Here is a 25,053-nt window from a genome sequence, read left to right as displayed (position 1 = left end):
CGTAATGGGGATTTCTCTTGCGTTGCGCCGGTCAGTTCACCAGTTCAATCGTTATCATCCGGCTATCCGCCCGCCCACGCTCGTCCACCGCCCTGATGCGATATTGACCGTTATTGATCGGGTGCCAGTCGATCGCGGTTTTGCTGGCGCTGCTGCCAAGATAAATATCATCCACAAACCAGTACACCGTTTTACTGTCGGCATCGGTCACGGCATTAAAAGCGATTTTGTCACGCCCTTGCTGCGACTGCCGTAAGGTATAGGTGGTATTTTTCAGCGGTGAAGTAATGCGCGGTGGATTGCCGCTGACGGCAACGCCGATATCCTTACAGCGGTTCACAGGAGGAGCGCGTTTTGGTAAACCTGCCTGCGCAAATACGTTTGCCAGATCGGAAGGCCAGAACTCAAACACCTCGGTATGGGTTTGTGTTTCATCATAGGGCGGGCAAGCCACTTCACCGCTTTGGTTGTCCAGTACTACCGGGCGATACACCGTATCTACCTTAATCGGCGACTTGCCGGGGATAAACCAGGTTTTCCCTTTTTGCTGGCACCATGGTGTCGGCAAATTACCGCTGGCCAAACAGATATCCACCCGCTTAAGCTGTTTTGGCCGCAGGTATTTCGGCTCCTGCAGCGCTGGGTAGCTGGCCATCACACTGTCGATAATATTGAAAAACAGCGGGGCGGCGGCGTCAGCGCCGACAAACACGTTGTTGCCTTTGCCGTCAAAATTCCCCTCCCAGACCACCAGCACGTAAGGCCCGAAAACACCTATGCTCCAGGCGTCACGAAATCCCCAGGAGGTGCCGGTTTTCCAATAAACCGGCAGCGAAGAAGAACGCTGCGCGAGCGTATCACCTGGCCGGCGGTGCTGCCTTAGCATATCCAAAGTAATAAAACTGGCCTCTTCACTCAGCAGCCGCACCGGTTGGGGGGAAACATCACTTTTCTGCATCCGTAGCGGGCGCAGTACGCCACGATTTGCCAATAACGCATACAGTTTTGCCAGCTCTTGTGAAGTGACTTCGCCACCGCCCAACACCAGCGACAGCCCGTAGTGGTTCTCACTGGCCATGTTAGCCACACCGGACAAACGCAAAAACTGATAGAACGTCGGCTGCCGCAGCTGCGAAGCCACATACACCGCTGGAATATTGCGGCTGAAATTCAGCGCATCCGTCGCGGTGACCGGCCCCAGAAAGCGCCGATCAAAGTTCTCCGGTGCATAAGCACCAAATGACGAAGGCACATCTTTCAGAATGGTCATCGGGTGCAATACCCCCTGTTCCATACCCAGCGCATAAATAAACGGCTTAAGCGTGGAGCCCGGCGAGCGTTTGGCGTTGGTGCCGTTCACCTGCCCCTGGATCTCAGGGTTGTAATAATCGGCAGAGCCCACCAGCACACGCACGCCCATGTCGCGGCTATCCACCAGCAATACCGAGGCGTTATGGATCCCACGGCTCTGATTACGGGCAATGAACGCGCTCACCTGCTTTTCAATCAACCGCTGTAGGCCTGCATCCAACGTGGTGTCGATACGGGTATTGCGCTGAACCAGTTGCTGATTCTGTTGGCGCAGTTGTTCAATAAAATGCGGAGCAATATATGGCATCTGCTCCGGTTGGCGCAGCGCGAATGGCAACTGGAACAAGGCTTGCTGACTGCTGTCGGTGGCATAAATCCCCTGCCAGCGTTGGAATAGGCGATTACGTGCCTGCGTTAGGGCACTACCCAGCACGCCGGTTTTCGCGTCAATTCGGTAACTGGGCGACTGTGGCAAAACGGAGAGCGTCAGCGCTTCCGGTAACGTCAGATCTTGTGGTGCCTTGGCGAAGTAAATCAGGCTGGCGGCACCGATGCTTTCAATATTGCGGCCATAAGGGGCGTAATTCAGGTAGGCTTCCAAAATATCGCGCTTGGAGTAGCTCAGCTCTAACTGCACGGCGCGCATTATCTGCATCAATTTACCGCTCGGTGTACGGGTATTCAGGTGCCAATGCATTCGCGCCAGTTGCATGGTGATGGTTGAGCCCCCCTGCATTTTGCCCCCGGCCACATAGCTGCGCCAGAAACCACGCACCAGGCTGACGGGGTTAAAACCAGGGTTGTAATAGAACCAGCGATCTTCATGCAGCAAAATGCCACGCACTGCCAGCGGAGAGATCTGCTCCAACGGTGTCCACAAACGGTAGCGATCGTCATTCGCCAGCGTGATACGCATCAGCACACCCTGGCGATCGTAATACACCGAAGAGAGAGGCACACCTTGGGAAAGCGGCGGGTGCTGCCAGAGCCGCATGCCAAGGAACAACAGCGCCAACAGCACGATCGCCATCAAAATATTCTGCAACCCGCGTTTGACTGCCGCTGAGAAATCAGGAAGGATTTTCATTTACCACTCAGCCCCCTCCCCCGCCGTTGCCACACGGCAGGGGAATGGTGGTTTATTAGTTTTTCGCTGGTACAACAACCAATTTACCGTTACTGACCGAAAGCGCCTGTACTTCACGATCGTACATGGCTTCGCCATAAGCAGGCGGGATCACAAAACTTCCGGTGTTGGTGGCTTTGATCTGATAAACAAACTCCTGCACATCTGTCGTGGCGCTGCCGTAAATGATTACCCGATCTTCGCGAATATCGCTGTAATCCGGTGCCCAGGTGGAGCCTGATGCCGCCAGCGGCGACTGCCAGCCAGCGTCAGCATCATTATTCCCCGCGCCCTCGCCTTCTGTTTCCGGCGGCGGGGGCGTTTGCTGCACGACCTCAAAACCACCCGGGAGCAGATCGACAATCGCCAGATTATCTTGCCCCTCTTTCGAGTTGGCGCGGATTTTCAGATGCACATTGATTTTTTGCCCCAGCGTCACCTGCGTTAGCGGTTTACCTTGTTCATCGGTGTAATCGCGAGCGATCTCCAGGCCACGCGAAATTGCCTTCTGTGGCGCAGCCAGATCGTAACCGGCCTGCGTTACCACATACCAGGCTGGTGCATCGCGGGTATTTTCAAAGTGGATCGCTTGCGCATCCGCAGTAAACTGCCCTTTGATAAACCGCCCTTCCAGCGTTGAAATGATCTGAGGATCGACACCGCTACGCTTGCTGGTTTGCGTGATCTTCAGCGTCTCCGCCGAGGCAGACTGCGCCGTTACCTGTGCCGAATAACTCTCCAGCGCCAGAATGCTCATGGCAGAAGAGTAAGTGGTATAACGCTCTTCTCTCAGCGCCCTGACCATGTTCTCTAGCACCTGCGCAGGTATAGCCGACACTTTTTCCGCGAAGTGACGGGTAATCAGATACAACCGCGTAGCATCCTGCACCAGGGGATCGAAATAATTCTGCGTCCACCAGGCATTGTCATAAGCTTTGCTGAGCTGATTCCAGCTTGGTTGCAACAGAGCATTGGCCTCATCATCCATTTTTAACAGGCGGTAAGACGAAGCCAGATACAGCGCGCTCAGATCGGTTTTCCAACTCTCTGGATAGAGTTTCTGCAGCGTATCCTGCACCGAGGCCAGGGAGTTCGTGGTGATTTCCCCCTGCAACGTCAGCAGGTAAACCGCCCAGGCACGCAGGCGCAGGTCATAGAGATCCTCGTAACTGCTGGCGGCCAGCTCACGCAAGGCACCGTTAGCCTCCTCCAGCATACCGGCCGGTAACGCATAACCCGCCGCTTTAACCTCCAGCAGATATTGCACCACATACGGCGTCACAAAAGGATCGGCATCCGGCGATGAACGCCAGGCACCGATAGCCCCACTGTCATTCTGGCGGGAACGCAGTACGCCAAGCAGGTTCTTCAACTGCTTACTGACTTCCGCCTGGCTCAGACTGCTGTTCATTTCAGGGTGCTGGCCTTGCAGCATCAGCGGAATTGAACGGCTGACAATCTGTTCAGAGCAGTAATACGGGTAGTCCGCCAGATATTGCGCCAAGCCGCTGGTCAGCACCAGTGGCGAGTAAGAAACCGCCGCTCTGCGCTGCGCATAGGCATCGAACATCTGACGCAGGTTGTCGACATTCTGGCTACTGCCGTTTATCCTGCCCATCACCGACTGCGTGCGGTAAGGCATCGCTGGGCGCACCGAAGTGCTGATGGTACGGCGGCTGGCTTTGTCGCCATAGCGCGCATCAAACACCAATGGCGCATCACCGAGTGCAGACTTGGCACGCAGGCGGAAACTGACCACCCCTTCGCGCTTTTCAGCCAACGGCAGGCTTTGCTCTGCGTTACCAACCACTTCCAGTTGCGGTGGCGGCGTCAGATGAATGCTCACCGCCACGGCTTGGCCATTCAGCCCTTCAAGGTTGTTGCTGACCCCCACGCTGACATCAAATTCATCTCCCGGAGCCACCATCGAAGGCACATTCGGCGTCATGATAAAGTTATCCCGCACCGTTGCGGAGGTTTGCGCTTTACCGATTTTGTTCGGCGTGACCGAAATCGCCATCACGCGGATTTTACCGTTGAAGTAGTCCGGTACCGGATAGTCGAACTGTTTCTCACCGTTCACTTCGGTAATCCCTGACCAGTAGGCAACCGGCTTATCGCGCTTACGCTTGAACGGATTCAGGTTGAGATCCAGCCCCTCACCGGCGTCACCGCCCGGTGCCGCCGTCAGCGCCATCAGCTTGCTGAATTCCGGCAGGATCAAATCGAGGATTTGCGAGCTTTCCACCCTCAGTTCCCGCTTGCGGAAGAAGTACTCCAGCGGATCTTTCAGGCGATAGCGCGCCACCTGCAAAATACCCTCATCTACGGCGAACAACGCCACCTGCTGCGGGCCGTCGGTTTTCACCGTCATTGCCAGATTCTCACCCGGCTTGATGACCGCTGGAGCCGACACTTCGAGGTTGTTCTGGCGGGCACGCGTGCTGATTTTAAATGGCATCACGCCATAGCTCAGCGGGCTCATAAAGATTTCGCTGGAATTCACGTCACGCACAAACTGCACGTTGACATAACCGTTACCTTCCATCCCGGCAGGGACGCGGATTTTTTGTACCGAACTGGTGGTATCGCTATGGAACCACTGCCAGCCGTACACCCGATCTTTCTCTATAGTAATCAAGCCGCTGCCGGTATATGGGGCGTTGATCGAGACTTCGATCTCCTCCTCTGGCTGATATTCCGCCTGGTTCAGTTTCAGCTTCAGTTCGGCATTGCGATCCAGTGAACGGCTGAGGTTGGCATTGCCTGCCACGCTATAGGCAATGCGATTGAGCACTTTGCCTTGTGCATCTTCAATCACCAGCACAAAGTCGCCGGGCTTATCAGTCGCCAGCGCCAGATCGTTACCCTGTTCAGTGAGCGCCAGCGGCTGCTCGGAAAGCTGAACTTCCTTCATCTTCGACTGGTATTTGTAAACCCCGGAATTCTGTTTGGTAAGCACCGAGATATAGCGTTGTTCGATCAGCACCAGTTTCAGATCGGGTAATGCAATCTGCTTCAACGCAGGATCGACAGCAATCACGTTCAGGTGACGAACCGCGTCACGGCTGATGTAGCCTAAATCCCCGTCCGGCTTCACGCCGATCAGATAATCATAAGGTGACACCAGCACCCGGGCAGTGGCGGCAACAGAACGCCCGCCACCTGCAACAAAGGCTTCAGACAACAACTGCAGTTGGTAAGTGGCATCCGCATAGGATTTCAGATCCAGCGGAATATTCGCCATCCCCTGTTCATTGGTGGTTCTGTCTTCCAGTTCAGTTTCAAAACCATCGCTGTTCTGGCGATTCTCGTAGAAAGTGTAATCTGGGAACTGATCAAAACTCGGGTACATCGGCCGCAGCGTCAGTTTTGAGGTGACCCGCCGATCTTGCGCTGGCGTGCCAAACAGGTTCTGCACATCAATGTTCGCCTGCAGCTCGGAGGGTTTCACCCACCCTTGCTGGCGATTCGGCGTCAGTTCAAGCTTCACCTTTAACTGATCGGGCTCGAACTCCTTCACGTTCACGGCGGTATGGCCGAGTAATGTCGTGGTGTCATTATTCTTGCCGATCAGGTACAGGTAGACGTTCCATTCCCCCGTCGGTGCGTTCTCATCGGTGGTATAACTCAGTTCGTTGAAACCGCTGTTGCCGAGAGTCAACGGCACCGTGGTCATCAGCTTATCGCGCGGATCACGGATCTCGGCACGCACCGGCACACCGGCCAAAGCAACGCCCCAGTCGGCAGCGCGGGTAATCAAACCGATATTAAAAGTATCCCCCGGCCGGTAAACACCCCGATCGGAGAACAGGTAGCTGTTCAACGTGCGCGGATCGACCGGCGTTTCTTCCCCTGCAATATCAAAACGCGAGAAGTCCAGCCCGCGATCGTTATAGTCACCGGTTGGCAGGAAGGAGACATCACCTTCTTTTTCCACCAGGAACATCACCGGCTTACGCTCGTTGGTATACACATCCAACGCCGGGAAGCGGACATGCCCGTTGGCATCCGTCGTTTGGCTGAGCAGTGCCACACCGTTTTTGGCGATCACCGACACTTTGGCATTGCTGACCGGTGCCCCACTGTGGATCGACTGCACAAAGACGTCGCGCGTTTTATCCTGAGAACGTTTGGCAATAATCCCCAGATCGGTCACCACGACAAAGCGCGAGTCCCCTACGCTTGGCGCATTATCGCTTTCTTCTTCACTCTGCTCACTGTCCTCTTCTTCCGCAGCCTGCGGCTGTTTTTTCTTCTCCGGTTGCCATTCCGACAGCGTTAATAAAAATACGCCGCGATGGGAATCGGGGCTGGTAGAGAGATAACGTGAGAGATCGATACCCTGATAGTTCACTTCACCCGGTTGATCATTATTGATCACCGTCTGGTACTGGAAGTGCTCGGTAAAATACTCGTCATTAAGCTGATTAAACTGCGCCGACGAGTATTCCTGGCTTTTAAAAGAGACAATGTGTTGCAACTGGCTTGGGATCACCCGCTTGATATCCAGACGCAGGCCCGACACGTTGCGAGCCGCTACGCTGATTTGCTTGTCACCGTTGACCGACAGCAGCGAGCCTTGCGACATAAACTGCAAGGACTTTGGATAATCTGGCACTTCGACGATGCGATAAACCTTTTCCGGCATTTTATAGCCACCGGATGAAGTCATCAGATCATCAATTTCGATCAGCATAAAGCGGTGTGCGGGCGCCTCGAACTTGAAGCTGAACTGCGACTGATAGCTTTCTTCCGCCTCGTTGAGCGTAAGATTCAGCGGCGTTGACTGCGCCAGCACCTTCTTATCAACGCTCTGGACACTCCAGCGATAAAACTGGTTCGGATCCTGCTCGGCCTCTGTCTCATCAAGGCCGTGCTGCGGCAGCAGCCAGGCTTTGACCGCACGGCCAACATCGCTATCTTTCACCGCATCGCTGAAGGCGACGATCAGCGCACGCTGGCCTTTAGCACCATCAGCATCCACCACCTGCGCGCTGGCATCTTTCACCACCAGGCTATACAGCGTTGGTACCGAGACCCAGTTATCCTTGGTTTCCGCGGTGGCATTGGCAGGCACCACCGATTTAACCCCCTGACCAATCGTCAGATGCACCGAACCACCGTGATCCAACGCTTTCAGCGCTTCTGAATGCACCCAGGCATTCAATTTTTTCTCGTCATAGACCAAAGAGAAATTCAGTTTCTTTTCCGATTTGCCCTTGGCTTCCGTCAGCCCCAGCGCGATCTGTTTTTCAAAACTGGCCACATCCACGGGCGCATTGAATTTTACGTTAAAGATAGCGCTGCGCTTTTGTGGATCCTGCGGATCTTGATAATATTCAGCCTGCCCCAACTGATAGCCGAACGCCGGTACGTTGACGCTGTAACGGGTGTCATTGAGCTTAATTTGCGGGGCCAGCAGCACGGCAGGATCGAGCTTAATCTCGTATTTAGCGCCCATCGGCAACGGATTTTTCGGCGTAAAGACCAAAGTCCAGGCATTGCGCCATTGCCACTGCCCCTCGATGGCCGGGCTAAGCGTCACCCCTTTTTCCACCACTTTACCCACATCGGTCAGCGGTGCGACCGAATTGCGGAAAGCGAGCACCACTTCCTGCGGTGTGGGCTTCGCGAGTGCATAATTAATGAGTTCAGGATCGGAAACCTTCACGCTGGTTTCCTGATATACCATCGGTGCAGGCTCAATCGGCTGCGGCCGGTTCAGCCACCAGTTCCAACCGTAGAACGCACCACCGGCTACGCACAATAACACCACCAGCGCCAGGCTGATGGCTTTTGGATATTTATCCACCCCGCTTTCCAAACGCAGGAAAGCGCGCTTCAGGCCGCCTGACAGCGCCATCATCCAGGCAGGAGCATTCCAGCTCACATTGCCAATTAGCGGCTTGAACAGCCGCCCCAGCAATCCCAGAATAAAAGCCAGCAGGCGAAACACGCCTTTTACCAAAGTAAAGGGCAGACGAAGGATGAACCTTAATAAATCCATTATTGCAGCACCTTATGATCCCGGATCAACACCCAGAAAACAGCCTAACGCTTTAATTCACGTGTTAAATACAACCACTGTGCAAACGAATAAATGCAGCGAAGTGAGCTGACTATCCAGTCTATCTGTCATCAAGAAATTTAGCTGCATTTTTCACCAGGATTTCCCCACTGGTCTTGTAAGTAATGGCAAAAAGTCGAGGCGCTACGCAAATTACCCTGGTGGATTGTTCAGCAACGAATCCAGATGCTGCAGCAACGCCAGCAGCGGCATGCAGTTTGGCTGTTTATCCTTCAGTGCTTCTTCAAAATAAGGTGCAATCATAAAACGCGTTGGTAATGCTGCTCCGGCATCCAGCAACGCCATCATCCGCGGCAGCAACACCCACTGCAGCCACTCTTCTGCCCGCATGCTGTCTACGCAGAAAGGTTCCGTGCTGAAAAAAGCCTCAGGTTCAGGCGGTGCCGCCTGCCACAGCGCCAAATCCTGCATGGCTCGTTCAATCGCCTGTAAACTTTGGCGAACCTGGTTTTCTCTATTCATCGACATTCCCAAAATCTGTGGCCCTGATTATCAGCGCGAAAGCATAGCATTTAAGCCATGCGACGCCCAACTCCGCTGAGTTAACGATATCTGCACATTTTATCTGGTGGCACCGCACGTGACACGGCACAATACGCTCACTCAAAACCACACAGATGAAAGATATGTCCGCAATCTCATCAACAAAAAATCATGCGACACCCGGTAAAGCCATGTTGGCTTCGGTTACCGGTTATGCAATGGATGGCTTCGATTTGCTGATACTCGGCTTTATGCTGCCGGTGATCACCTCTGAATTGGGCCTGACCTCATCGGAAGCCGGTTCACTGGTCACTTGGACGCTGATCGGCGCAGTGATTGGTGGTGTGATCTTCGGCCACCTCAGCGACCGTTTCGGCCGCATCCGCATTCTGACCCTCACCATTTTGATGTTTTCCCTGTTTACCGGCCTGTGCGCTATCGCAGTCGGTTACTGGGATCTGCTCGCTTACCGTACGTTAGCCGGCATCGGACTGGGCGGTGAATTTGGTATCGGCATGGCACTGATCGCCGAAGCCTGGCCAGCAGAGAAACGCAACCGCGCTTCAGCCTACGTCGGCATGGGCTGGCAGCTTGGCGTGCTGGCCGCCGCCTTCCTCACCCCGCTCTTACTGCCTTATATCGGCTGGCGCGGGATGTTCCTGGTTGGCCTGCTGCCAGCGCTGGTCTCTTTCTTTATCCGGCGCACTATGGGCGAGCCCAAAGAATTTGCACAACAGTTGGCTGGTGAACAACATCTGTCCTTCACTCAACGCGTGAAACTGCTGTTCAAGGATCGTGCAACAGGTAAAGCCAGCTTGGGGATCTTCATCCTGTGTTCGGTACAGAACTTCGGTTATTACGGGTTGATGATTTGGATGCCAACCTATCTGGCAAAAAACTTTGGTTTTTCGCTGACCAAGTCCGGTATCTGGACCGCTGTCACGGTGCTCGGCATGACCTTTGGCATTTGGCTGTTTGGGGTATTAGCTGACCGCTTCCCACGCTGGAAAATCTTCGTCAGCTACCAGATTGGTGCCGTCGTGATGGTCATTTGCTATGCCCAGCTCAGCGATCCAACCTTGATGCTGTTTGCCGGTGCGCTGATGGGGGTATTTGTCAACGGCATGATTGGCGGCTACGGTGCCTTGATTTCCGACACTTACCCGGTACAGGCGCGTGCTACAGCGCAAAATATCCTGTTCAACCTGGGGCGTGGCGTTGGTGGCCTTGGGCCGCTAGTGATTGGCGTGCTGGTGACTCAGGTTTCCTTTACGGCAGCCATCAGCCTGCTGGCGGGTATTTATCTGTTGGATATTTACGCCACCTTATTCCTGCTGCCGAAGAAGCAGAGTACGGGCGATGTCTTGGGGGCGATCGGTTAATCACGGAGGTTAATGCTCAACAACGTTAAACATTGTTGAGCATCAACTAACGGGGAAAAAATTGGGGGCACTGCGTTAACAGTGCCCCCGGTTCGTTTTATAGCAATCCAGCTAAACAGTGTGCTCCCTGCTCAATCCCTGAAAACTTTTCCTTCGGCCATCCTGACCAAACAATCCTTGCTATATCCTGTAGCATCTTCCTGATGCGATTCCTAAGTCTTCCTGACCCACCAGCCATCCTATGCCAGCTCTCAATCTCCGTCCTGGAGGTGTCCTTGGTTTCAATCCTGAAACATCCTGAGCATCGTCCTGACGCAATCCTTGTTCGCTCTTCCTGAGCGCATCCATTTCTTCTTCCTGAAGCCGCATCATCCTGATGCTTTCCTGCTCCAAACCGTTCCTATCCGGTAGACATAAGATCGCTTAATTCCTGCTTCTTCACAAGGCCATGTAAGACGGATTACAGCAAACTTTATTGAAGGATTATGCCAAGTCCATTTTAACTGATTGATCTGGATGGTAATAAGACCAATCTAAGCCAGACATCAGAAAAAATTAAAAGCGATCTCTTACAGCCTTTGTAAGAGATATCTCACAAGCGCCCGATACAAAAAGGAAAACTAATTCAGCGTTGGACGTAACATACTGAGGAAATGAGTGAACGAATGGGATAAAACGGTGCGTTTATCGCTGCCGAATTGTTCAAGCACCACACTACCACTGACGTTACACAGCGACACCACCGTCATTTCCGATTCCGTTGTTGCCAAGAACAACGTTGGGGAAAGCTTGAGACGCTTTTGCGTAACCAGATGCCCAATCAGATTCTCCTGTAAACGGATAAAGTCATCCTCGCTCCATACCTGTAGCAACGTCATTTGCTGCGATTCAAACTGTGCGCCCATATCTCCTGCATATTGCTGGGTATAGAAAGTGTGGATATCTGGCCGCAATTGCAACTCCAGAGCGTTTTCCACCTTCACCAAAGTGGCAGTTGGAAGAAACGGCTGCGGTAGCCACAACACCTCATCATCGCGGTTTTCTACGATACAGGGTGAGGCCACGCCATACAGTTCCTGGCTTGCGGGGGCATGGCCGCGCTGCTGCTGCCACAATTCGATATAACGCTGGGTAAATTCACGCAATGCGTGCGATACATCATGGTCCATATTTTTTCTCGCATACGGTAAACTGGCGGCTATTGTACCTTTCTCACACCAAGGTGACAGCTTATGTCCTCCTATCAAAACCATCAGGCTCTGTCAGCGCTGACGCTGGGTAAACCGACCGCTTACCAGGATCACTACGATGCCGCGTTATTGCAGGCGGTTCCGCGCAGTATGAACCGTGAGCCCTTGGGGCTGTATCCTGAAAACTTGCCGTTCCACGGTGCAGATATCTGGACACTGTATGAGCTTTCCTGGCTGAACGCCAAAGGCCTGCCGCAGGTCGCGGTGGGCGAAATCAGCCTGGATGCGGGCAGCATCAGCCTGATCGAATCCAAAAGCTTTAAACTCTACCTCAACAGTTTTAACCAGACCCGCTTTCCTGATTGGGAAACGGTGCGCAATACGCTGCAGCGCGATCTGTCAGCCTGCGCACAGGGGGAGGTCAGCGTTACCTTATGCCATGTCGACCAGATCGCTGGCTCGTCGATCGCCCATTTCGCTGGCGAATGTATCGATGCGCAAGATATCAATATCGACGACTACGAATTCAATGCTGGCTATCTGCAAAATGCCACCGGCGAGCAACAGGTAGAAGAAACGCTGGTCAGCCATCTGTTGAAATCCAACTGCCTGATCACCCATCAGCCGGATTGGGGGTCTGTGCAAATCCGCTATCGTGGCCCACAGATCAACCGCGAAGCGCTGCTGCGTTACCTGGTTTCGTTCCGCCATCACAACGAATTTCACGAGCAATGCGTTGAACGCATTTTTAACGATCTGCTGCGTTTCTGCCAACCGCAACAGCTGAGCGTTTATGCTCGCTATACCCGGCGTGGCGGGCTGGATATCAACCCATGGCGCAGCAACGTGCCCTTCGAACCTGCTCGTGGCCGTCTAGCCCGCCAATAATGCGAGGCAGTGCTCAACAACTGAGCTAACGAGTGGTTTTTATTGGTAAAAACCTGGGGACGGCGGTAAGGTTAAATCACTAATGTCCGCCATTTGGCTTGGCATTCTGGCAGGAAATTCAAAATTCTTACCACAGCGTGCAAAAGGGGAATAGACAAACTGTTCTGCTGCGGTATGAATTATTACCGCCCCTAGATGGGCGTAAAGGAGTGACCTTGATTACACATATCAGCCCACTGGGCTCGATGGATCTGTTGTCGCAGCTAGAAGTCGACATGCTAAAACGCACCGCCAGCAGCGATCTCTACCGCTTATTCCGCAATTGTTCCCTGGCGGTGCTGAACTCCGGCAGCCAGACTGACAGCAGTAAACAGTTGCTGTCCCGCTATGAGACTTTTGACATCAACGTGCTGCGCCGTGAGCGCGGGGTGAAGCTGGAACTGGTCAACCCGCCGGAAGACGCTTTCGTTGATGGCCGTATCATCCGTTCACTGCAGGCTAACCTGTTTGCCGTTTTGCGCGACATTCTGTTCGTGCATGGTCAACTCGTCGGCGCCAAGCATTTTCAGGAAGACTCCATCCATATCACCAACCTGGTGTTCTCTATTCTGCGTAATGCCCGCACGCTGCACCTTGATGAAGATCCCAACCTGGTAGTGTGCTGGGGAGGTCACTCGATCAACGAAAATGAGTACCTGTATGCCCGCAAGGTCGGCAGCCAATTGGGCCTGCGCGAGCTGAATATCTGCACCGGCTGTGGGCCGGGAGCCATGGAGGCACCGATGAAAGGGGCCGCCGTCGGCCACGCGCAACAGCGCTACCGTAACAGCCGCTTTATCGGTATGACCGAGCCTTCCATCATCGCCGCAGAGCCGCCTAATCCGCTGGTCAACGAACTGGTGATCATGCCGGACATCGAGAAACGTCTGGAAGCCTTTGTGCGTATCGCCCACGGCATCATCATCTTCCCTGGCGGGGTCGGCACCGCGGAAGAACTGCTGTATCTGCTGGGTATTCTGATGAACCCGGAAAACAGCGAGCAAGTGCTGCCGCTGATCCTCACCGGGCCAAAAGAAAGCGCCGACTACTTCCGCGTGCTCGACGAGTTCATTATGAACACCCTGGGTGATGAAGCGCGCCGTCATTACACCATCATCATTGACGATCCGGCCGAAGTTGCCCGTCAGATGAAGAAAGCGATGCCGCTGGTGAAAGAGAACCGCCGTAATAGCGGTGATGCTTACAGCTTCAACTGGTCGATCCGTATTGCACCGGATCTGCAACTGCCGTTTGAGCCAACCCATGAAAACATGGCCAACCTTAACCTGTATCCGAATCAACCCGCAGAACAGCTGGCAGCCGCGCTGCGCCGGGCGTTCTCCGGGATCGTGGCAGGTAATGTGAAGGAAAATGGCATTCATGCCATTGAGCAGTTTGGCCCCTACAAGCTGCACGGTGATACGCAGATGATGAAGCAGATGGATAGCCTGCTGCAGGGCTTTGTCGCTCAGCACCGCATGAAGCTGCCGGGAACGGCTTATGTTCCCTGCTACGAGATTGTGGCCTGATCATCAATCCTGGGCGGCGTGACAGCCGCCCTTCTTTTTCCTGACGTTGTTACTCTCCATGCCAATACACTTACTGATCGTTGACGCACTGAACCTGATTCGCCGTATCCATGCAGCTCAGGGTTCCCCATGCCTGAATGCCTGTCAGAACGCATTGCAGCAACTGCTCCAGCACAGCCAGCCCACCCATGCGGTCGCCGTGTTCGACGAAGACGATCGCCATGAAAGCTGGCGTCACCAAGCCCTGCCCGATTACAAGGCCGGGCGTTCAGCGATGCCGGAAAATCTGCAGCAGGAAATGCCGCTACTGCGCCAGGCGTTTGCCGCATTAGGCGTCGCTTGCTGGCATTCGGCAGGTAATGAGGCTGACGATCTGGCCGCCACGCTGGCAACCAAGGTGGCAAACGGCGGCTATCAGGTCACTATCGTTTCTACCGATAAAGGCTATTGCCAGTTACTGGCGCCAAATATACAAATCCGTGATTACTTTCAGAAACGCTGGCTGGATCTGCCGTTTGTGCAACATGAGTTCGGCGTGCTGCCGCAGCAGCTACCAGACTATTGGGGATTGGCGGGGATCAGCAGCAGCAAGATCCCCGGCGTTACAGGTATCGGGCCTAAAACGGCGGTCTTGCTGTTACAACAGGCAGGTAGCCTCGACGCCCTGTTCGCCAACTTGCAACAGGTGCCAGAGAAATGGCGCGGCAAACTGCAACAGCACCGCGAGATGGCTTATATCAGTAAACAGGTGGCCACATTACGCACTGACCTGATCTTGGCCGGCAACCTGCAGCAACTGCGGTTACCGGTACGTTAAGCCCCTTGGCGCAACAGACAGCCAAGGGGAGAAGCACAATCAACGCTCGTCGCGGCGGCCCGGAATCGCCGACCACATGCGGCGCACGTGTACGGTGATCTCTTCGCGATCGTGGTACAGCTGCTTGGCATGAACTTCTGCGCTGATATCCGCGGCAGCCAAGGCTTCCCGAATGCTCTGCAGGTTCTGAGAAACCTCTTCATAGCGCTTCTTCATCGGTAACTTCAGGTTGAAGATCGCCTCGCGGCACCAGCCTTTGAGCAGCCAGTTGATCATCAGGCTGGTGACACGCGCCGGTTTTTCTACCATATCGCACACCAGCCAGTAGATTTTGCTGCTGGTCGGTTCAAATTTAAAACCGTCAGCGCGGTGATGGGTCACCTGGCCGGTCTCCATCAGGCTTGGCGCCATCGGGCCATTATCGACCGAATGCACCATCATGCTGCGTTTCACCAGTTGGTAGGTCCAGCCTCCAGGGCAGGCGCCCAGATCGACCGCATGCATACCACTAGCTAAACGCTCATCCCATTCGTCGGCAGGAATAAATACGTGGAAGGCTTCTTCCAGCTTCAGCGTAGAACGGCTCGGTGCATCTGCCGGGAACTTCAGACGCGGGATGCCCATATAGAATGGGGAGTTGTTGTTACTGTAGGAATAACCCACATAGCAGCAACCCGGAGCGATAAAGAATACGTGCACCACCGGGCGAGTCGGGTTTTCACGCGCCATCAGCACCTTTTGCTCACGCATGGCGGCACGCAGCGGCACCGTCAGTTTGCGGCAAAACTTCATCAACTCTTTGCTTTCGTTAGTGTCCGGCACTTCCACCCGCAGTTCACCACCGCGATCGACCACGCCCATCAGCATGCCAACAATCGGAGAGACACGATCCTCCGGCGGTAAATCACGCAGCAATTCACCCACTACGATCATCTGACGGGCAAAAATCAGCTCACGGAATACGATCTCTTTGGCCAGACGATCGGCATCGTCCGGCTGATAGCATTCAAACAGCACATAACCACTGTTCTCTTTGACCCGCGCAAAGCCGAAGACTTCCAACTGGGCGGCCTTATCGGTAATTTCCGCCGCACACTCTTTTTCAAAACCGGGGCGGCAGTACAACGCAATCTTATTCATGGCGCTCGGCCTTTTTCCTCAGACGCAAAGCGCCGATCAACATCAATACCCAACCGATCAGAAAACACATGCCGCCAACCGGGGTAACATAAACCCAGAACTTCAGGTGAGATAGCGCCAGGCAATACAAGCTGCCGCTGAAAAACAGAATACCTAACGCCAACAGCGCGCCACTCCAGTAAAACCACAGGCTGACCTGGCGTAACATCGCAACAGCCAAAGCCAGAATGGCCAAGGTGTGGAAGCCCTGATATTCAAGCCCGGTGCGTATCCAGGCCATTTCGTTGGCCCCTAACGTATTGCTCAATACGTGCGCACCAAACGCCCCCAAAGCAACAAATAAAAAGCCGCTGATAGCGGCAAAAATCAGCATAGAACGACTACTCATCGTTATTCACCTTGTATAAGGTTAACCGGCCTTACTGTTCATAGCGAAAGCGGAATTTTTCCTGCTCGCTGGCTGCACGCGCCAGGATCCATTGGCGGAAGGCGGCTATTTTACCCAGTTCTGCCTGGCTGTCATGACATACCAGATAAAAAGCATTTTTACTGACCAGCACATCGTTGAACGGGCACACCAAACGGCCGGCTTCGATTTCGGTTTGCGCCATAACGTTATTGACCAACGCAATGCCTTGGCCGTGCACCGCCGCCTGCACCACCATCGCACTGTGGCTAAAAATGGGCCCCTGCTGCACGTTAATGTGCTGCAAACCTAACTGCCGGGTATAGGCCAGCCAGTCGCGGCGTGAAGTATCATGCAGAAGCGTATGATAAGCCAGATCGTCCGGCACTTTCAGCGCGTGTTCGCCCGTTAGCAGCGTTGGCGAACAGACCGGCAGCAGATATTCCGCATACAGACGCTCGGCACGTACCCCCGGCCAGTTGCCGCGGCCATAGAAGATCGCAACATCAACGTCATCCGCCAGTTTATCCTCTTCACGGTCAATGGCCTGTATACGGACATCGATCCCCGGATAAGCTGAATTAAAGCCAGAAAGGCGCGGCACCAGCCACTGAATAGCAAAACTGGGGGGCAGGCTCACCGTCAAGGCCCCCTTGGCGCTACGCGCCTGAAGCTTACGCGTTGCCTCATTGATCGAAGAGAAAATCTCTTTGATATCGAGGTAATAGCTTTGCCCTTCCTCAGTCAGCAGCAGCGAACGATTACGCCGCCGGAACAATTTCAGCCCAAGAAAATCCTCCAGCGATTTGATCTGGTGGCTTACCGCAGCCTGAGTCACAAACAGCTCTTCTGCTGCTTTGGTAAAACTCAGATGACGGGCTGCCGCGTCAAAAACCCGTAGCGCATTAAGCGGTGGTAAGCGTTTAGACATGAATTAGCTACTTTTGTGTAACAATTTCCCGAATGATTCGGCATAAGAAATCAGGCAGCGTTATCTATAACGCAATGAGCCTGCCGGAGTGCACCATTTTCATTAGTTTTTTTAATCCGAGCCATTATAAATTGTCCGTTGAGCCTGCGCCAGTAAATACCTATAGTGGCACCACTTCCTGAGCCGGAACGAAAAGGAATTGGGTGTCTAAGACGCCCATGAACTTTTGGCTTTGTGGTTGTGATGTTGTGTTTGCAAATTGTCTGGCAATCCAGACGTGGTAGCTAAGCTACTGTTTTTCACTTCCTGTACATTTACCCTGTCTGTCCATAGTGATTTTATGCAGCACCGCAAGATTTGCGGTGCTTTTTTTTTGCTCGTCATTGCGCAATTCCTCGCAAATCGAATTATTCAGGATAACTTGTCTCAGCCGAAAAAATAGGACAGGATCATACCCTGACGCAGCCAGTGATAACCCGCTTATGACAACTTTCAACCCCACCGATTTCCGCCAGCAGTTTCCAGCGCTCAAACAGGCAGGGATCTATCTGGACAGTGCCGCCACCGCACTCAAGCCACAGGCAGTAATCGATGCCACACAACGCTTTTACAGTGCAGATGCCGCCACGGTTCATCGCAGCCAGCACCGGGCAGCTCAGGATCTGACGGCCCGTTTCGAGCGGGCGCGTCAACAGGTGGCGACGTTGATTAATGCTCCGCAAGCGGACGACATCGTCTGGGTTCGCGGCACGACGGAAGCGATCAACCTGGTCGCGCAGAGCTATGCCCGCCCGCGGCTGCAGCCTGGCGATCAGATTCTGGTTAGCGAAGCTGAACACCATGCCAACCTGATCCCCTGGTTGATGGTGGCAGAGCAAACCGGTGCTCAGGTGGTGAAACTGCAGCTGGGCCGCGATCGGTTGCCGGATCTGGCGCTGCTCCCCACCCTGCTCAATGACAGAACGCGGGTTCTGGCATTAGGGCAGATGTCTAACGTAACCGGAGGTTGCCCGGACCTGGCTCTGGCGATCGAGCAGGCACACGCCGCCGGTGCCGTGGTGATGATCGACGGTGCGCAGGGCATCGTCCACTGCCCGGCGGACGTTCAGCGGCTCAATATCGATTTTTATGCGTTTTCAGGGCACAAACTCTATGGCCCGACCGGCATCGGTGCACTGTATGGCAACACTGCGCTGCTGGCAGAAATGAGCCCATGGCAAGGCGGTGGCAAAATGCTGACGCAGGCTTCTTTCAGCGGTTTTACCGCGCAGCAACCGCCACACTGTTTTGAAGCCGGTACGCCCAACATTGCCGGCGTACTTGGGTTAGCTGCGGCACTGGCGTGGATAAGCACCCAAGATATGCTGGCCGCCGAACAATATAGCCGCGATTTAGCGCACAGCGCCGAACAGCGCCTTGCTCAGTTGCCGGGGTTCCGTAGTTTCCGCTGCTCCGGCTCCAGCCTGTTGGCGTTTGACATTGCCGGGATTCACCACAGCGACATCGTCACTCTTCTGGCCGAACAAGGTATCGCGCTACGCGCAGGCCAGCACTGTGCTCAACCACTGATGGCCGCCTTGGGGGTCAGCGGCACGCTGCGCGCCTCCTTCGCGCCCTACAACCGGCCCGAAGACGTCGATGCCTTGGTCAACGCGCTGCAAAGCGCCATCGAATTGCTGGCGGAATAAGATGAACCTGCTTGCCCCTCACCCTTTCGGCCGTGACATTACCGCCGAGATGCTGACAGCAACATTCAGCGCACTGCAACAGTGGGAAGATCGCTATCGTCAGTTGATCGTGCTGGCAAAACAGTTGCCACCATTGCCGGAAGCGCTCCGGCAAACGGAAATGGAACTGAGCGGTTGCGAAAATAGAGTTTGGCTAGGGCACCAAATGCTGGAGGAGGGTAGATTGCACTTCTATGGCGACAGCGAAGGCCGTATCGTTCGTGGTCTGTTGGCGATCCTGCTGACCGCCGTGGAAGGTAAAACAGCGCAACAGATCCTGGCTGAGGATCCCTTAGCGTTGTTCGATCGCCTGGCGCTGCGTAGCCAACTCAGCGCCACTCGCGCCAGCGGCCTGCAAGCGCTGGCTGCCGCCGTCAAAGATATTGCCGCACGCTACGCCTGACGCGCCGCTTTGGCGACCATCTTTTTCAACGCATGCGAAACTGCAACGAAGCCGAAGGTGGCGGTAACCATGGTTGCCGCCCCAAAACCTGCGCTGCAATCCATCTTCTTTGGCCCTTCTGCCGTGCTGCGGGAAGCACAGACTGTACCGTCCGGCTGTGGATAAACCAGCGGTTCGCTGGAAAACACACAGTCAATCCCCAGCTTGCCTTTGCTGTTTTTCACCACGTTGAAGTCATTTTTCAGCCTTTCACGCAGCTTCGCCGCCAGCGGATCCTGAATGGTCTTCGCCAGATCGGCCACTTCAATCCGCGTCGGATCGATCTGCCCACCGGCCCCCCCGGTCGTCACCACCGGGATTTTGAAACGGCGGCAATAGGCCAACAGCGCCGCCTTTGGCCGCACGCTGTCAATGGCGTCAATCACATAGCTGAAATTGTGATTCAGCAACTCAGCGACGTTGTCCGGCGTAATGAAGTCATCCACACAGGTGACCCGGCACTCCGGGTTAATGGCCAGAATGCGCTCCGCCATCACCTCGGTTTTTGACTGGCCAACATGCTGGCGTAACGCATGGATCTGACGATTAGTATTGGTGACGCACACATCATCCAGATCAATCAACGTGATGGCACCGATGCCGGTTCTGGCCAGTGCCTCCGCCGCCCAGGAGCCTACTCCGCCGATGCCGATCACGCAAACGTGCGCCTGGGCAAACAGCGCTAACGCAGACTGTCCGTACAAACGCGCAGTGCCGCCAAAACGCTGTAAATAGGCCTCTGAATAGGGGGTACTCATCTCGCTTTACCTTAATCTTGCAAATGATAAGGGCCGGAAGATCCGGCCCCTGCGGGTCAAACTCCGCGTCCTTTACTTTCAACGCGTGACCAGTTGGGAACCGCCCGAATTAGACGATTGCTGGTAAGCGCTGAACAGCGGCGTACCGCTGCTGGCTCCCTTCAGCACCCACACGCGGCCATAGTGGTTATAGTAACCCGCCGAATGGCCCGCTTCAGGGCCGATGCCTTGATACATGTCGAAGTGCTGGCCTTTAATCGCACCGCCTACATCGAGAGCGACCATCAGACGCATTTCATATTTTCCCGTGAATTTACCCCGGTTGTCCAGCAGCGGCACTTCTGCCAGCAGCGTGGTACCTGCGGGGATCAACGAACGGTCAGATGCCACCGACGCTTTGGCCACCAGCGGTACGGCACTGGCCCCCTTCACCAAGGCGAAAGGTTGCGGATGGAAGAACACGAAGGAAGGGTTTTGCTCCAGCAGTTCGCGCACTTCAGCTTCGCTATGATTCTCCGCCCATTGGCGGATAGCCTGCATCGACATATCAGCTTTAGCGACTTCGCCACGATCGATCAGCACCTTGCCGATACTGCGATAAGCATGGCCATTTTTGCCGCTATAGCCAAAGAACACCAACGGTTGGCCGTTACCAAAATCAACATAGCCGCTGCCTTGGACTTCCATCATAAAGTTATCCATCAGCGAATTGGTGTAAGCAATGATGTAACGGCTATCGAGCGCGCCGGAGTATATAGCCGCGCGATCCGGCAAGCGGCGTTTGCCTTTATTTGGCATGCGGTATAACGGATAGCGGAACTCACCCTGTTGGGTATAGCGGGCTTGCACAACCGGGGTGTAATAACCGGTAAACTGAACGTTGCCGTAGTTATCCATACCTTCCATCTGGTAGGCGCTGAGGCCGAACTGGCTCAGTTGACGCGTGTCTGCCCCCGAGGCCATCCAGTTTTGTACCGCTTGGTAGGTAGTGGTGTTGCGACTAAACAGAGCGGGAGAAGCATTCTTAATCTGCATCAACTGATCGGAGTAATCTTTGGCATTGACCGGAACGCCTCTGGCATTAGGTTGATCCACCAGTTCCAACGCCTGATCCAGACGGCCATCCTTATATTGCTGCCCCTGGTCGGTTGGCCTTGATGAACACCCCGCCAGTACGGCAATCACTAATCCACCCAGCAGATATTTGCCCCAACGTCCTTTCATCGCATGCTCTCTCAGACTGATATGTTCTACCGGCAGAACGATAACAAACGGCTACTAATAAAGGAATCTTTGCCGCCTAAAATTCCCCGCCAAGTAACTATGATGAAAAAAAAGCCAACTTGAGGACTAATTCAGCATAAAAATGGCTTTAAGGGGATTATTTGCAAAAAGGGTTGCAACAAAATACATGGAGAGTATAGTGCGCTTCCATCGGACGCGGGGTGGAGCAGCCTGGTAGCTCGTCGGGCTCATAACCCGAAGGTCGTCGGTTCAAATCCGGCCTCCGCAACCAACCGATACTGCAGCAGCAGTATCAGATAAAAGGTTGGATTCGATGGAAAAACAGGTATTATACGGACGCGGGGTGGAGCAGCCTGGTAGCTCGTCGGGCTCATAACCCGAAGGTCGTCGGTTCAAATCCGGCCCCCGCAACCAACCGATACTGTACCAGCGGTATCATATGAAAGTGGGTTCCGATAATATCAGTATCAAGACGGACGCGGGGTGGAGCAGCCTGGTAGCTCGTCGGGCTCATAACCCGAAGGTCGTCGGTTCAAATCCGGCCTCCGCAACCAATCTTGGTAACAGCGAACAAGCACCTTAACGGGTGTTTTTTTGTTTCTGAAATTGGTGAAACCGCTATCAGGTAGGCATCCTTGCCTGCGGCTTAACGGCGAGCCTGCGCTCCACCGTTGGCAAAGTAAGCCTTAATCCCTGCCAGAATAGATTCCGCAACCTGCTGTTGAAAATGGCTGGTACGCAGTTTGCGCTCTTCTTCAACGTTGCTGATAAACGCCGTTTCAACCAGGATTGACGGGATATCCGGGGCCTTTAACACGGCAAAACCGGCCTGATCGACATTTTTTTTATGCAAAGGGTTAATTTTACCCATTCGGCTAAGCACTTCCTTGCCGAATTTAAGGCTGTCATTAATGGTGGCGGTTTGCAGCAAATCAAACAGCGTATGATCCAGATAGCGATCCCCACTCTTACTTACACCACCAATCTCATCGGCAGCGTTCTGCGTCTGTGCCAGAAATTTGGCGGTATTGCTGGTCGCACCTTTGGTAGACAGGGCGAAAACCGAAGAGCCTCGCGCAGTACGGTTGGTAAACGCATCGGCATGGATGGAAACAAACAGATCGGCTCGCTGCTTACGCGCTTTCGCTACCCGCACTTTCAGTGGAATAAACACGTCTTCATTACGCGTCATAAACACTTTCATGTTCGGTTCACGCTTGATCAGCGCGCTGAGACGGCGCGCAATCTGTAGCACCACATCCTTTTCACGCGTTTTATTCTTACCGATAGCACCAGGATCTTCGCCACCATGACCTGGATCCAGCATGATCACCATCGGCCGATCGCGCCCCGCCTTACCGGCCTGGGGCGCTTGCGCCGGTAACGATCGCTCCAGATCCCCTTTGTTGTAATCCTCCAGCAATGCCAGCAGCGGATCATACTCTTCCCCCGTCCCACCTTGGGTAGGATAGAGATCCACCACCAGCCGATTGCGGTATTCAGCCACCGGAGCCAGGGTAAACATATTTGGGCTGACGCTTTGCTTAAGTTCCAACACCAATCTGACGGTATTTTTATCAAACTGGCCAACGCGCACCTGCTTCAGGTAAGGATCCTCCTTGCGTACCTGCCGCACCAGCCCTTTAAGCACGCTATTAAGGTGAACACCTTCAACGTCGATCACAATACGATCGGGATCGCTCAATGCAAACTGTTGGTACTTGAGAGGCACGTTGGATTCCAACGTCACGCGGGTGTAGGTCGAAGAAGGCCAGATACGAACGGCAATCACGTGCGAAGCAGCAGCAAAACCTACGCGACTCACGCTCAGCAACCAGGTTGCGGCCACCCCCTGTAAAAAACGACGGCGACCCAGATTGTGATTAGCGTTAGGCATAAGGCTCCAGCGATGATATCCCCTTCATACTTCAAGTTGTTTGACAAAAACGCATTGCGTTTTTGTCAAACAACTCGAATTATTTTGGGTATAACGAGTTAAAAAAACACCAAAAAGTGAGAATGACAAAAACTTTAACCAATACATCCGGGGCTGTCATCAGGAAATCTTTTTATGTTTTTTCAATTTATTAATGAATTAACTGAGTTAGCCAAGAATTCGATGCAAATTCCTGCTTGCCATCAAGGCAATAAAAGAATAAAAATACAAAAATACCGTATAAATATGCAAAAGAGGTTTTGCCGTGAAGGAACGTAGCACAGAGCTGGTCCAAGGATTCCGTCACTCAGTTCCCTATATTAATGCTCACCGTGGCAAGACGTTTGTCATCATGCTGGGTGGTGAAGCCATCGAACATGCAAATTTCTCCAATATCGTCAACGATATCGGGCTATTGCACAGTTTGGGGATCCGTTTGGTGGTGGTGTATGGCGCGCGCCCACAGATTGACAGCAATCTGGCACAGCACAACTATGAGCCGATTTACCACAAGCATACCCGCGTTACCGACGCCCACACGCTGGAACTGGTCAAGCAGGCCGCAGGGCTGTTGCAACTGGATATCACCGCACGGCTTTCCATGAGCCTGAACAATACGCCGCTGCAAGGAGCACACATCAATGTGGTCAGTGGCAACTTTGTCATTGCCCAACCGCTTGGTGTAGATGATGGCGTTGACTATTGCCACAGCGGCCGAATTCGCCGCATCGACGAAGAGGCTATCCATCGCCAGCTCGACAGCAATGCGATCGTACTGATTGGCCCGGTGGCGGTTTCTGTCACCGGTGAAAGCTTCAATCTGACCTCAGAAGAAGTGGCAACACAGCTGGCCATCAAGCTGAAGGCAGAGAAAATGATCGGTTTCTGCTCATCGCAAGGGGTAACCAATGCGGAGGGGGAAATCGCGCCCGAGCTGTTCCCTAACGATGCGCAAAAGCGCATTGAACAACTGGAAGCAAACGGCGATTACTATTCCGGCACCGTGCGCTTCCTGCGTGGTGCGGTCAAAGCCTGCCGCAGCGGCGTGCGCCGCAGCCACCTGATCAGCTATCAGGAAGACGGAGCGCTGGTACAGGAACTGTTTTCACGTGACGGTATCGGTACTCAGATCGTTATGGAAAGCGCCGAGCAGGTGCGCCGTGCAACGATCAACGACATCGGCGGGATACTCGAGCTGATCCGCCCGCTAGAACAGCAAGGTATTCTGGTGCGCCGCTCGCGGGAACAGTTGGAAATGGAGATCGACAAGTTTACGATTATCGAGCGCGATAACCTGACGATCGCCTGTGCGGCACTCTATCCATTCCCAGAAGAAAAAATTGGTGAGATGGCCTGCGTGGCCGTCCACCCGGATTACCGCAGCTCGTCGCGCGGCGAATTACTGCTGCAGAGGGTGGAGAGCCAGGCGCGGCAAATGGGCTTGCAAAAGTTATTTGTGTTGACCACGCGCAGCATTCACTGGTTCCAGGAACGTGGCTTTACCCCAGCCGAAGTGGACGTGCTGCCGATGCAGAAACAGGCGCTGTATAACTATCAGCGCCGTTCAAAGATCCTGCTGGCCGATCTGTAACCGTTTTACGGGCGCTGTATC

At 54.0% G+C, this 25,053-nt stretch carries 17 protein-coding genes and 3 tRNA genes; 10 read left to right on the top strand and 10 right to left on the bottom strand.

Annotated elements, in window-relative coordinates; translation table 11 throughout:
* Positions 1–31: 31 nt before the first annotated feature.
* The 3 genes from pbpC to BMI79_RS19090 form a co-directional block, all read right to left on the bottom strand.
* Entirely contained in the window at positions 32–2,398 is a 2,367-nt protein-coding gene (pbpC, locus tag BMI79_RS19100; protein WP_076943684.1) for a penicillin-binding protein 1C, read from the bottom strand.
* A 55-nt stretch (positions 2,399–2,453) separates the two neighbouring features.
* The gene (locus BMI79_RS19095) at positions 2,454–8,447 is read right to left on the bottom strand and encodes an alpha-2-macroglobulin family protein (protein WP_076943683.1); all 5,994 of its coding nucleotides are present in this window, start codon (positions 8,445–8,447) and stop codon (positions 2,454–2,456) included.
* 213 nt (positions 8,448–8,660) lie between these two features.
* A complete protein-coding gene (locus BMI79_RS19090) occupies positions 8,661–8,990 on the bottom strand; it encodes a YqcC family protein (protein WP_076943682.1) in 330 nt (109 codons plus the stop codon).
* A 164-nt stretch (positions 8,991–9,154) separates the two neighbouring features.
* On the opposite strand from BMI79_RS19090, the gene BMI79_RS19085 reads away from it, so the two are divergent.
* Positions 9,155–10,393, top strand: a complete 1,239-nt coding sequence (locus BMI79_RS19085) for an MFS transporter (protein ID WP_076943733.1) — start codon at positions 9,155–9,157, stop codon at positions 10,391–10,393.
* Positions 10,394–11,013: 620 nt separating this feature from the next.
* On the opposite strand, the gene syd is transcribed toward BMI79_RS19085, so the two are convergent.
* Positions 11,014–11,562, bottom strand: coding sequence for a SecY-interacting protein (syd, locus tag BMI79_RS19075; protein WP_076943680.1), 549 nt, complete (start codon positions 11,560–11,562; stop codon positions 11,014–11,016).
* A gap of 63 nt (positions 11,563–11,625) precedes the next feature.
* Between syd and queF the strand changes: the two genes are divergently transcribed.
* The 3 genes from queF (at position 11,626) to xni (ending at position 14,856) form a co-directional block, all read left to right on the top strand.
* Positions 11,626–12,471: an NADPH-dependent 7-cyano-7-deazaguanine reductase QueF gene (queF, locus tag BMI79_RS19070; protein ID WP_076943679.1), complete on the top strand. Its 846-nt coding sequence runs from the start codon at positions 11,626–11,628 to the stop codon at positions 12,469–12,471.
* A 215-nt stretch (positions 12,472–12,686) separates the two neighbouring features.
* A complete protein-coding gene (ppnN, locus tag BMI79_RS19065; RefSeq protein WP_076943678.1) occupies positions 12,687–14,039 on the top strand; it encodes a nucleotide 5'-monophosphate nucleosidase PpnN in 1,353 nt (450 codons plus the stop codon).
* A 58-nt stretch (positions 14,040–14,097) separates the two neighbouring features.
* The gene (gene xni / locus BMI79_RS19060; RefSeq protein ID WP_076943677.1) at positions 14,098–14,856 is read left to right on the top strand and encodes a flap endonuclease Xni; all 759 of its coding nucleotides are present in this window, start codon (positions 14,098–14,100) and stop codon (positions 14,854–14,856) included.
* A 39-nt stretch (positions 14,857–14,895) separates the two neighbouring features.
* Here xni and rlmM read toward each other — a convergent pair whose 3' ends face one another.
* The 3 genes from rlmM to BMI79_RS19045 are packed head-to-tail and all read right to left on the bottom strand — an operon-like array spanning position 14,896 to position 17,333.
* On the bottom strand, positions 14,896–15,996 hold the full coding sequence (rlmM, locus tag BMI79_RS19055) for a 23S rRNA (cytidine(2498)-2'-O)-methyltransferase RlmM (protein WP_076943676.1): 1,101 nt from the start codon (positions 15,994–15,996) through the stop codon (positions 14,896–14,898).
* Positions 15,989–16,384: a DUF423 domain-containing protein gene (locus BMI79_RS19050; RefSeq protein ID WP_095996159.1), complete on the bottom strand. Its 396-nt coding sequence runs from the start codon at positions 16,382–16,384 to the stop codon at positions 15,989–15,991. Before BMI79_RS19050 ends, rlmM begins: the two co-directional genes overlap by 8 nt.
* A gap of 31 nt (positions 16,385–16,415) precedes the next feature.
* Complete coding sequence (locus tag BMI79_RS19045; RefSeq protein WP_076943674.1) at positions 16,416–17,333, bottom strand: transcriptional regulator GcvA; 918 nt, start codon at positions 17,331–17,333, stop codon at positions 16,416–16,418.
* Positions 17,334–17,815: 482 nt separating this feature from the next.
* Here BMI79_RS19045 and csdA point away from each other — a divergent pair, with 482 nt between their 5' ends.
* On the top strand, positions 17,816–19,021 hold the full coding sequence (gene csdA / locus BMI79_RS19035; protein ID WP_076943672.1) for a cysteine desulfurase CsdA: 1,206 nt from the start codon (positions 17,816–17,818) through the stop codon (positions 19,019–19,021).
* Positions 19,022–19,028: 7 nt separating this feature from the next.
* A complete protein-coding gene (csdE, locus tag BMI79_RS19030) occupies positions 19,029–19,463 on the top strand; it encodes a cysteine desulfurase sulfur acceptor subunit CsdE (protein ID WP_076943732.1) in 435 nt (144 codons plus the stop codon).
* Here csdE and tcdA read toward each other — a convergent pair.
* Together tcdA and mltA are read right to left on the bottom strand one after the other, a co-directional pair.
* Positions 19,454–20,260 carry a tRNA cyclic N6-threonylcarbamoyladenosine(37) synthase TcdA gene (gene tcdA / locus BMI79_RS19025; RefSeq protein ID WP_076943671.1) on the bottom strand — a complete coding sequence of 269 codons (807 nt, stop codon included), beginning with the start codon at positions 20,258–20,260 and terminating at the stop codon, positions 19,454–19,456. The genes csdE and tcdA overlap by 10 nt on opposite strands.
* A 78-nt stretch (positions 20,261–20,338) precedes the next feature.
* Entirely contained in the window at positions 20,339–21,484 is a 1,146-nt protein-coding gene (gene mltA, locus BMI79_RS19020; protein ID WP_076943670.1) for a murein transglycosylase A, read from the bottom strand.
* Between the two features lie 215 nt (positions 21,485–21,699).
* Between mltA and BMI79_RS19015 the strand changes: the two genes are divergently transcribed.
* From BMI79_RS19015 to BMI79_RS19005, 3 genes are all read left to right on the top strand, one after another.
* A tRNA-Met gene (locus BMI79_RS19015) sits at positions 21,700–21,776 on the top strand.
* A gap of 66 nt (positions 21,777–21,842) precedes the next feature.
* Positions 21,843–21,919: transfer RNA gene (locus BMI79_RS19010), tRNA-Met, on the top strand.
* 63 nt (positions 21,920–21,982) lie between these two features.
* Positions 21,983–22,059: transfer RNA gene (locus BMI79_RS19005), tRNA-Met, on the top strand.
* A 92-nt stretch (positions 22,060–22,151) separates the two neighbouring features.
* Here the strand turns inward: BMI79_RS19005 and amiC are convergent.
* A complete protein-coding gene (gene amiC / locus BMI79_RS19000) occupies positions 22,152–23,402 on the bottom strand; it encodes an N-acetylmuramoyl-L-alanine amidase AmiC (RefSeq protein WP_076943669.1) in 1,251 nt (416 codons plus the stop codon).
* 304 nt (positions 23,403–23,706) lie between these two features.
* On the opposite strand from amiC, the gene argA reads away from it, so the two are divergent.
* Complete coding sequence (gene argA, locus BMI79_RS18995) at positions 23,707–25,032, top strand: amino-acid N-acetyltransferase (protein WP_076943668.1); 1,326 nt, start codon at positions 23,707–23,709, stop codon at positions 25,030–25,032.
* Positions 25,033–25,053: the final 21 nt, after the last annotated feature.

The sequence above is a fragment of the Serratia oryzae genome (assembly GCF_001976145.1).
Classification (GTDB): Bacteria; Pseudomonadota; Gammaproteobacteria; order Enterobacterales; family Enterobacteriaceae; genus Chania; species Chania oryzae.
Note: the sequence above shows the minus strand (reverse complement) of the source record. Positions and strands in the feature narration are given on the sequence as shown.

Coding starts and splice junctions, on each gene's coding strand:
- pbpC (WP_076943684.1), bottom strand. CDS start 2,398: ATGAAAATCCTTCCTGATTTCTCAGCGGCAGTCAAACGCGGGTTGCAG.
- BMI79_RS19095 (WP_076943683.1), bottom strand. CDS start 8,447: ATGGATTTATTAAGGTTCATCCTTCGTCTGCCCTTTACTTTGGTAAAA.
- BMI79_RS19090 (WP_076943682.1), bottom strand. CDS start 8,990: ATGAATAGAGAAAACCAGGTTCGCCAAAGTTTACAGGCGATTGAACGA.
- BMI79_RS19085 (WP_076943733.1), top strand. CDS start 9,155: ATGTCCGCAATCTCATCAACAAAAAATCATGCGACACCCGGTAAAGCC.
- syd (WP_076943680.1), bottom strand. CDS start 11,562: ATGGACCATGATGTATCGCACGCATTGCGTGAATTTACCCAGCGTTAT.
- queF (WP_076943679.1), top strand. CDS start 11,626: ATGTCCTCCTATCAAAACCATCAGGCTCTGTCAGCGCTGACGCTGGGT.
- xni (WP_076943677.1), top strand. CDS start 14,098: ATGCCAATACACTTACTGATCGTTGACGCACTGAACCTGATTCGCCGT.
- rlmM (WP_076943676.1), bottom strand. CDS start 15,996: ATGAATAAGATTGCGTTGTACTGCCGCCCCGGTTTTGAAAAAGAGTGT.
- BMI79_RS19050 (WP_095996159.1), bottom strand. CDS start 16,384: ATGAGTAGTCGTTCTATGCTGATTTTTGCCGCTATCAGCGGCTTTTTA.
- BMI79_RS19045 (WP_076943674.1), bottom strand. CDS start 17,333: ATGTCTAAACGCTTACCACCGCTTAATGCGCTACGGGTTTTTGACGCG.
- csdA (WP_076943672.1), top strand. CDS start 17,816: ATGACAACTTTCAACCCCACCGATTTCCGCCAGCAGTTTCCAGCGCTC.
- tcdA (WP_076943671.1), bottom strand. CDS start 20,260: ATGAGTACCCCCTATTCAGAGGCCTATTTACAGCGTTTTGGCGGCACT.
- mltA (WP_076943670.1), bottom strand. CDS start 21,484: ATGAAAGGACGTTGGGGCAAATATCTGCTGGGTGGATTAGTGATTGCC.
- amiC (WP_076943669.1), bottom strand. CDS start 23,402: ATGCCTAACGCTAATCACAATCTGGGTCGCCGTCGTTTTTTACAGGGG.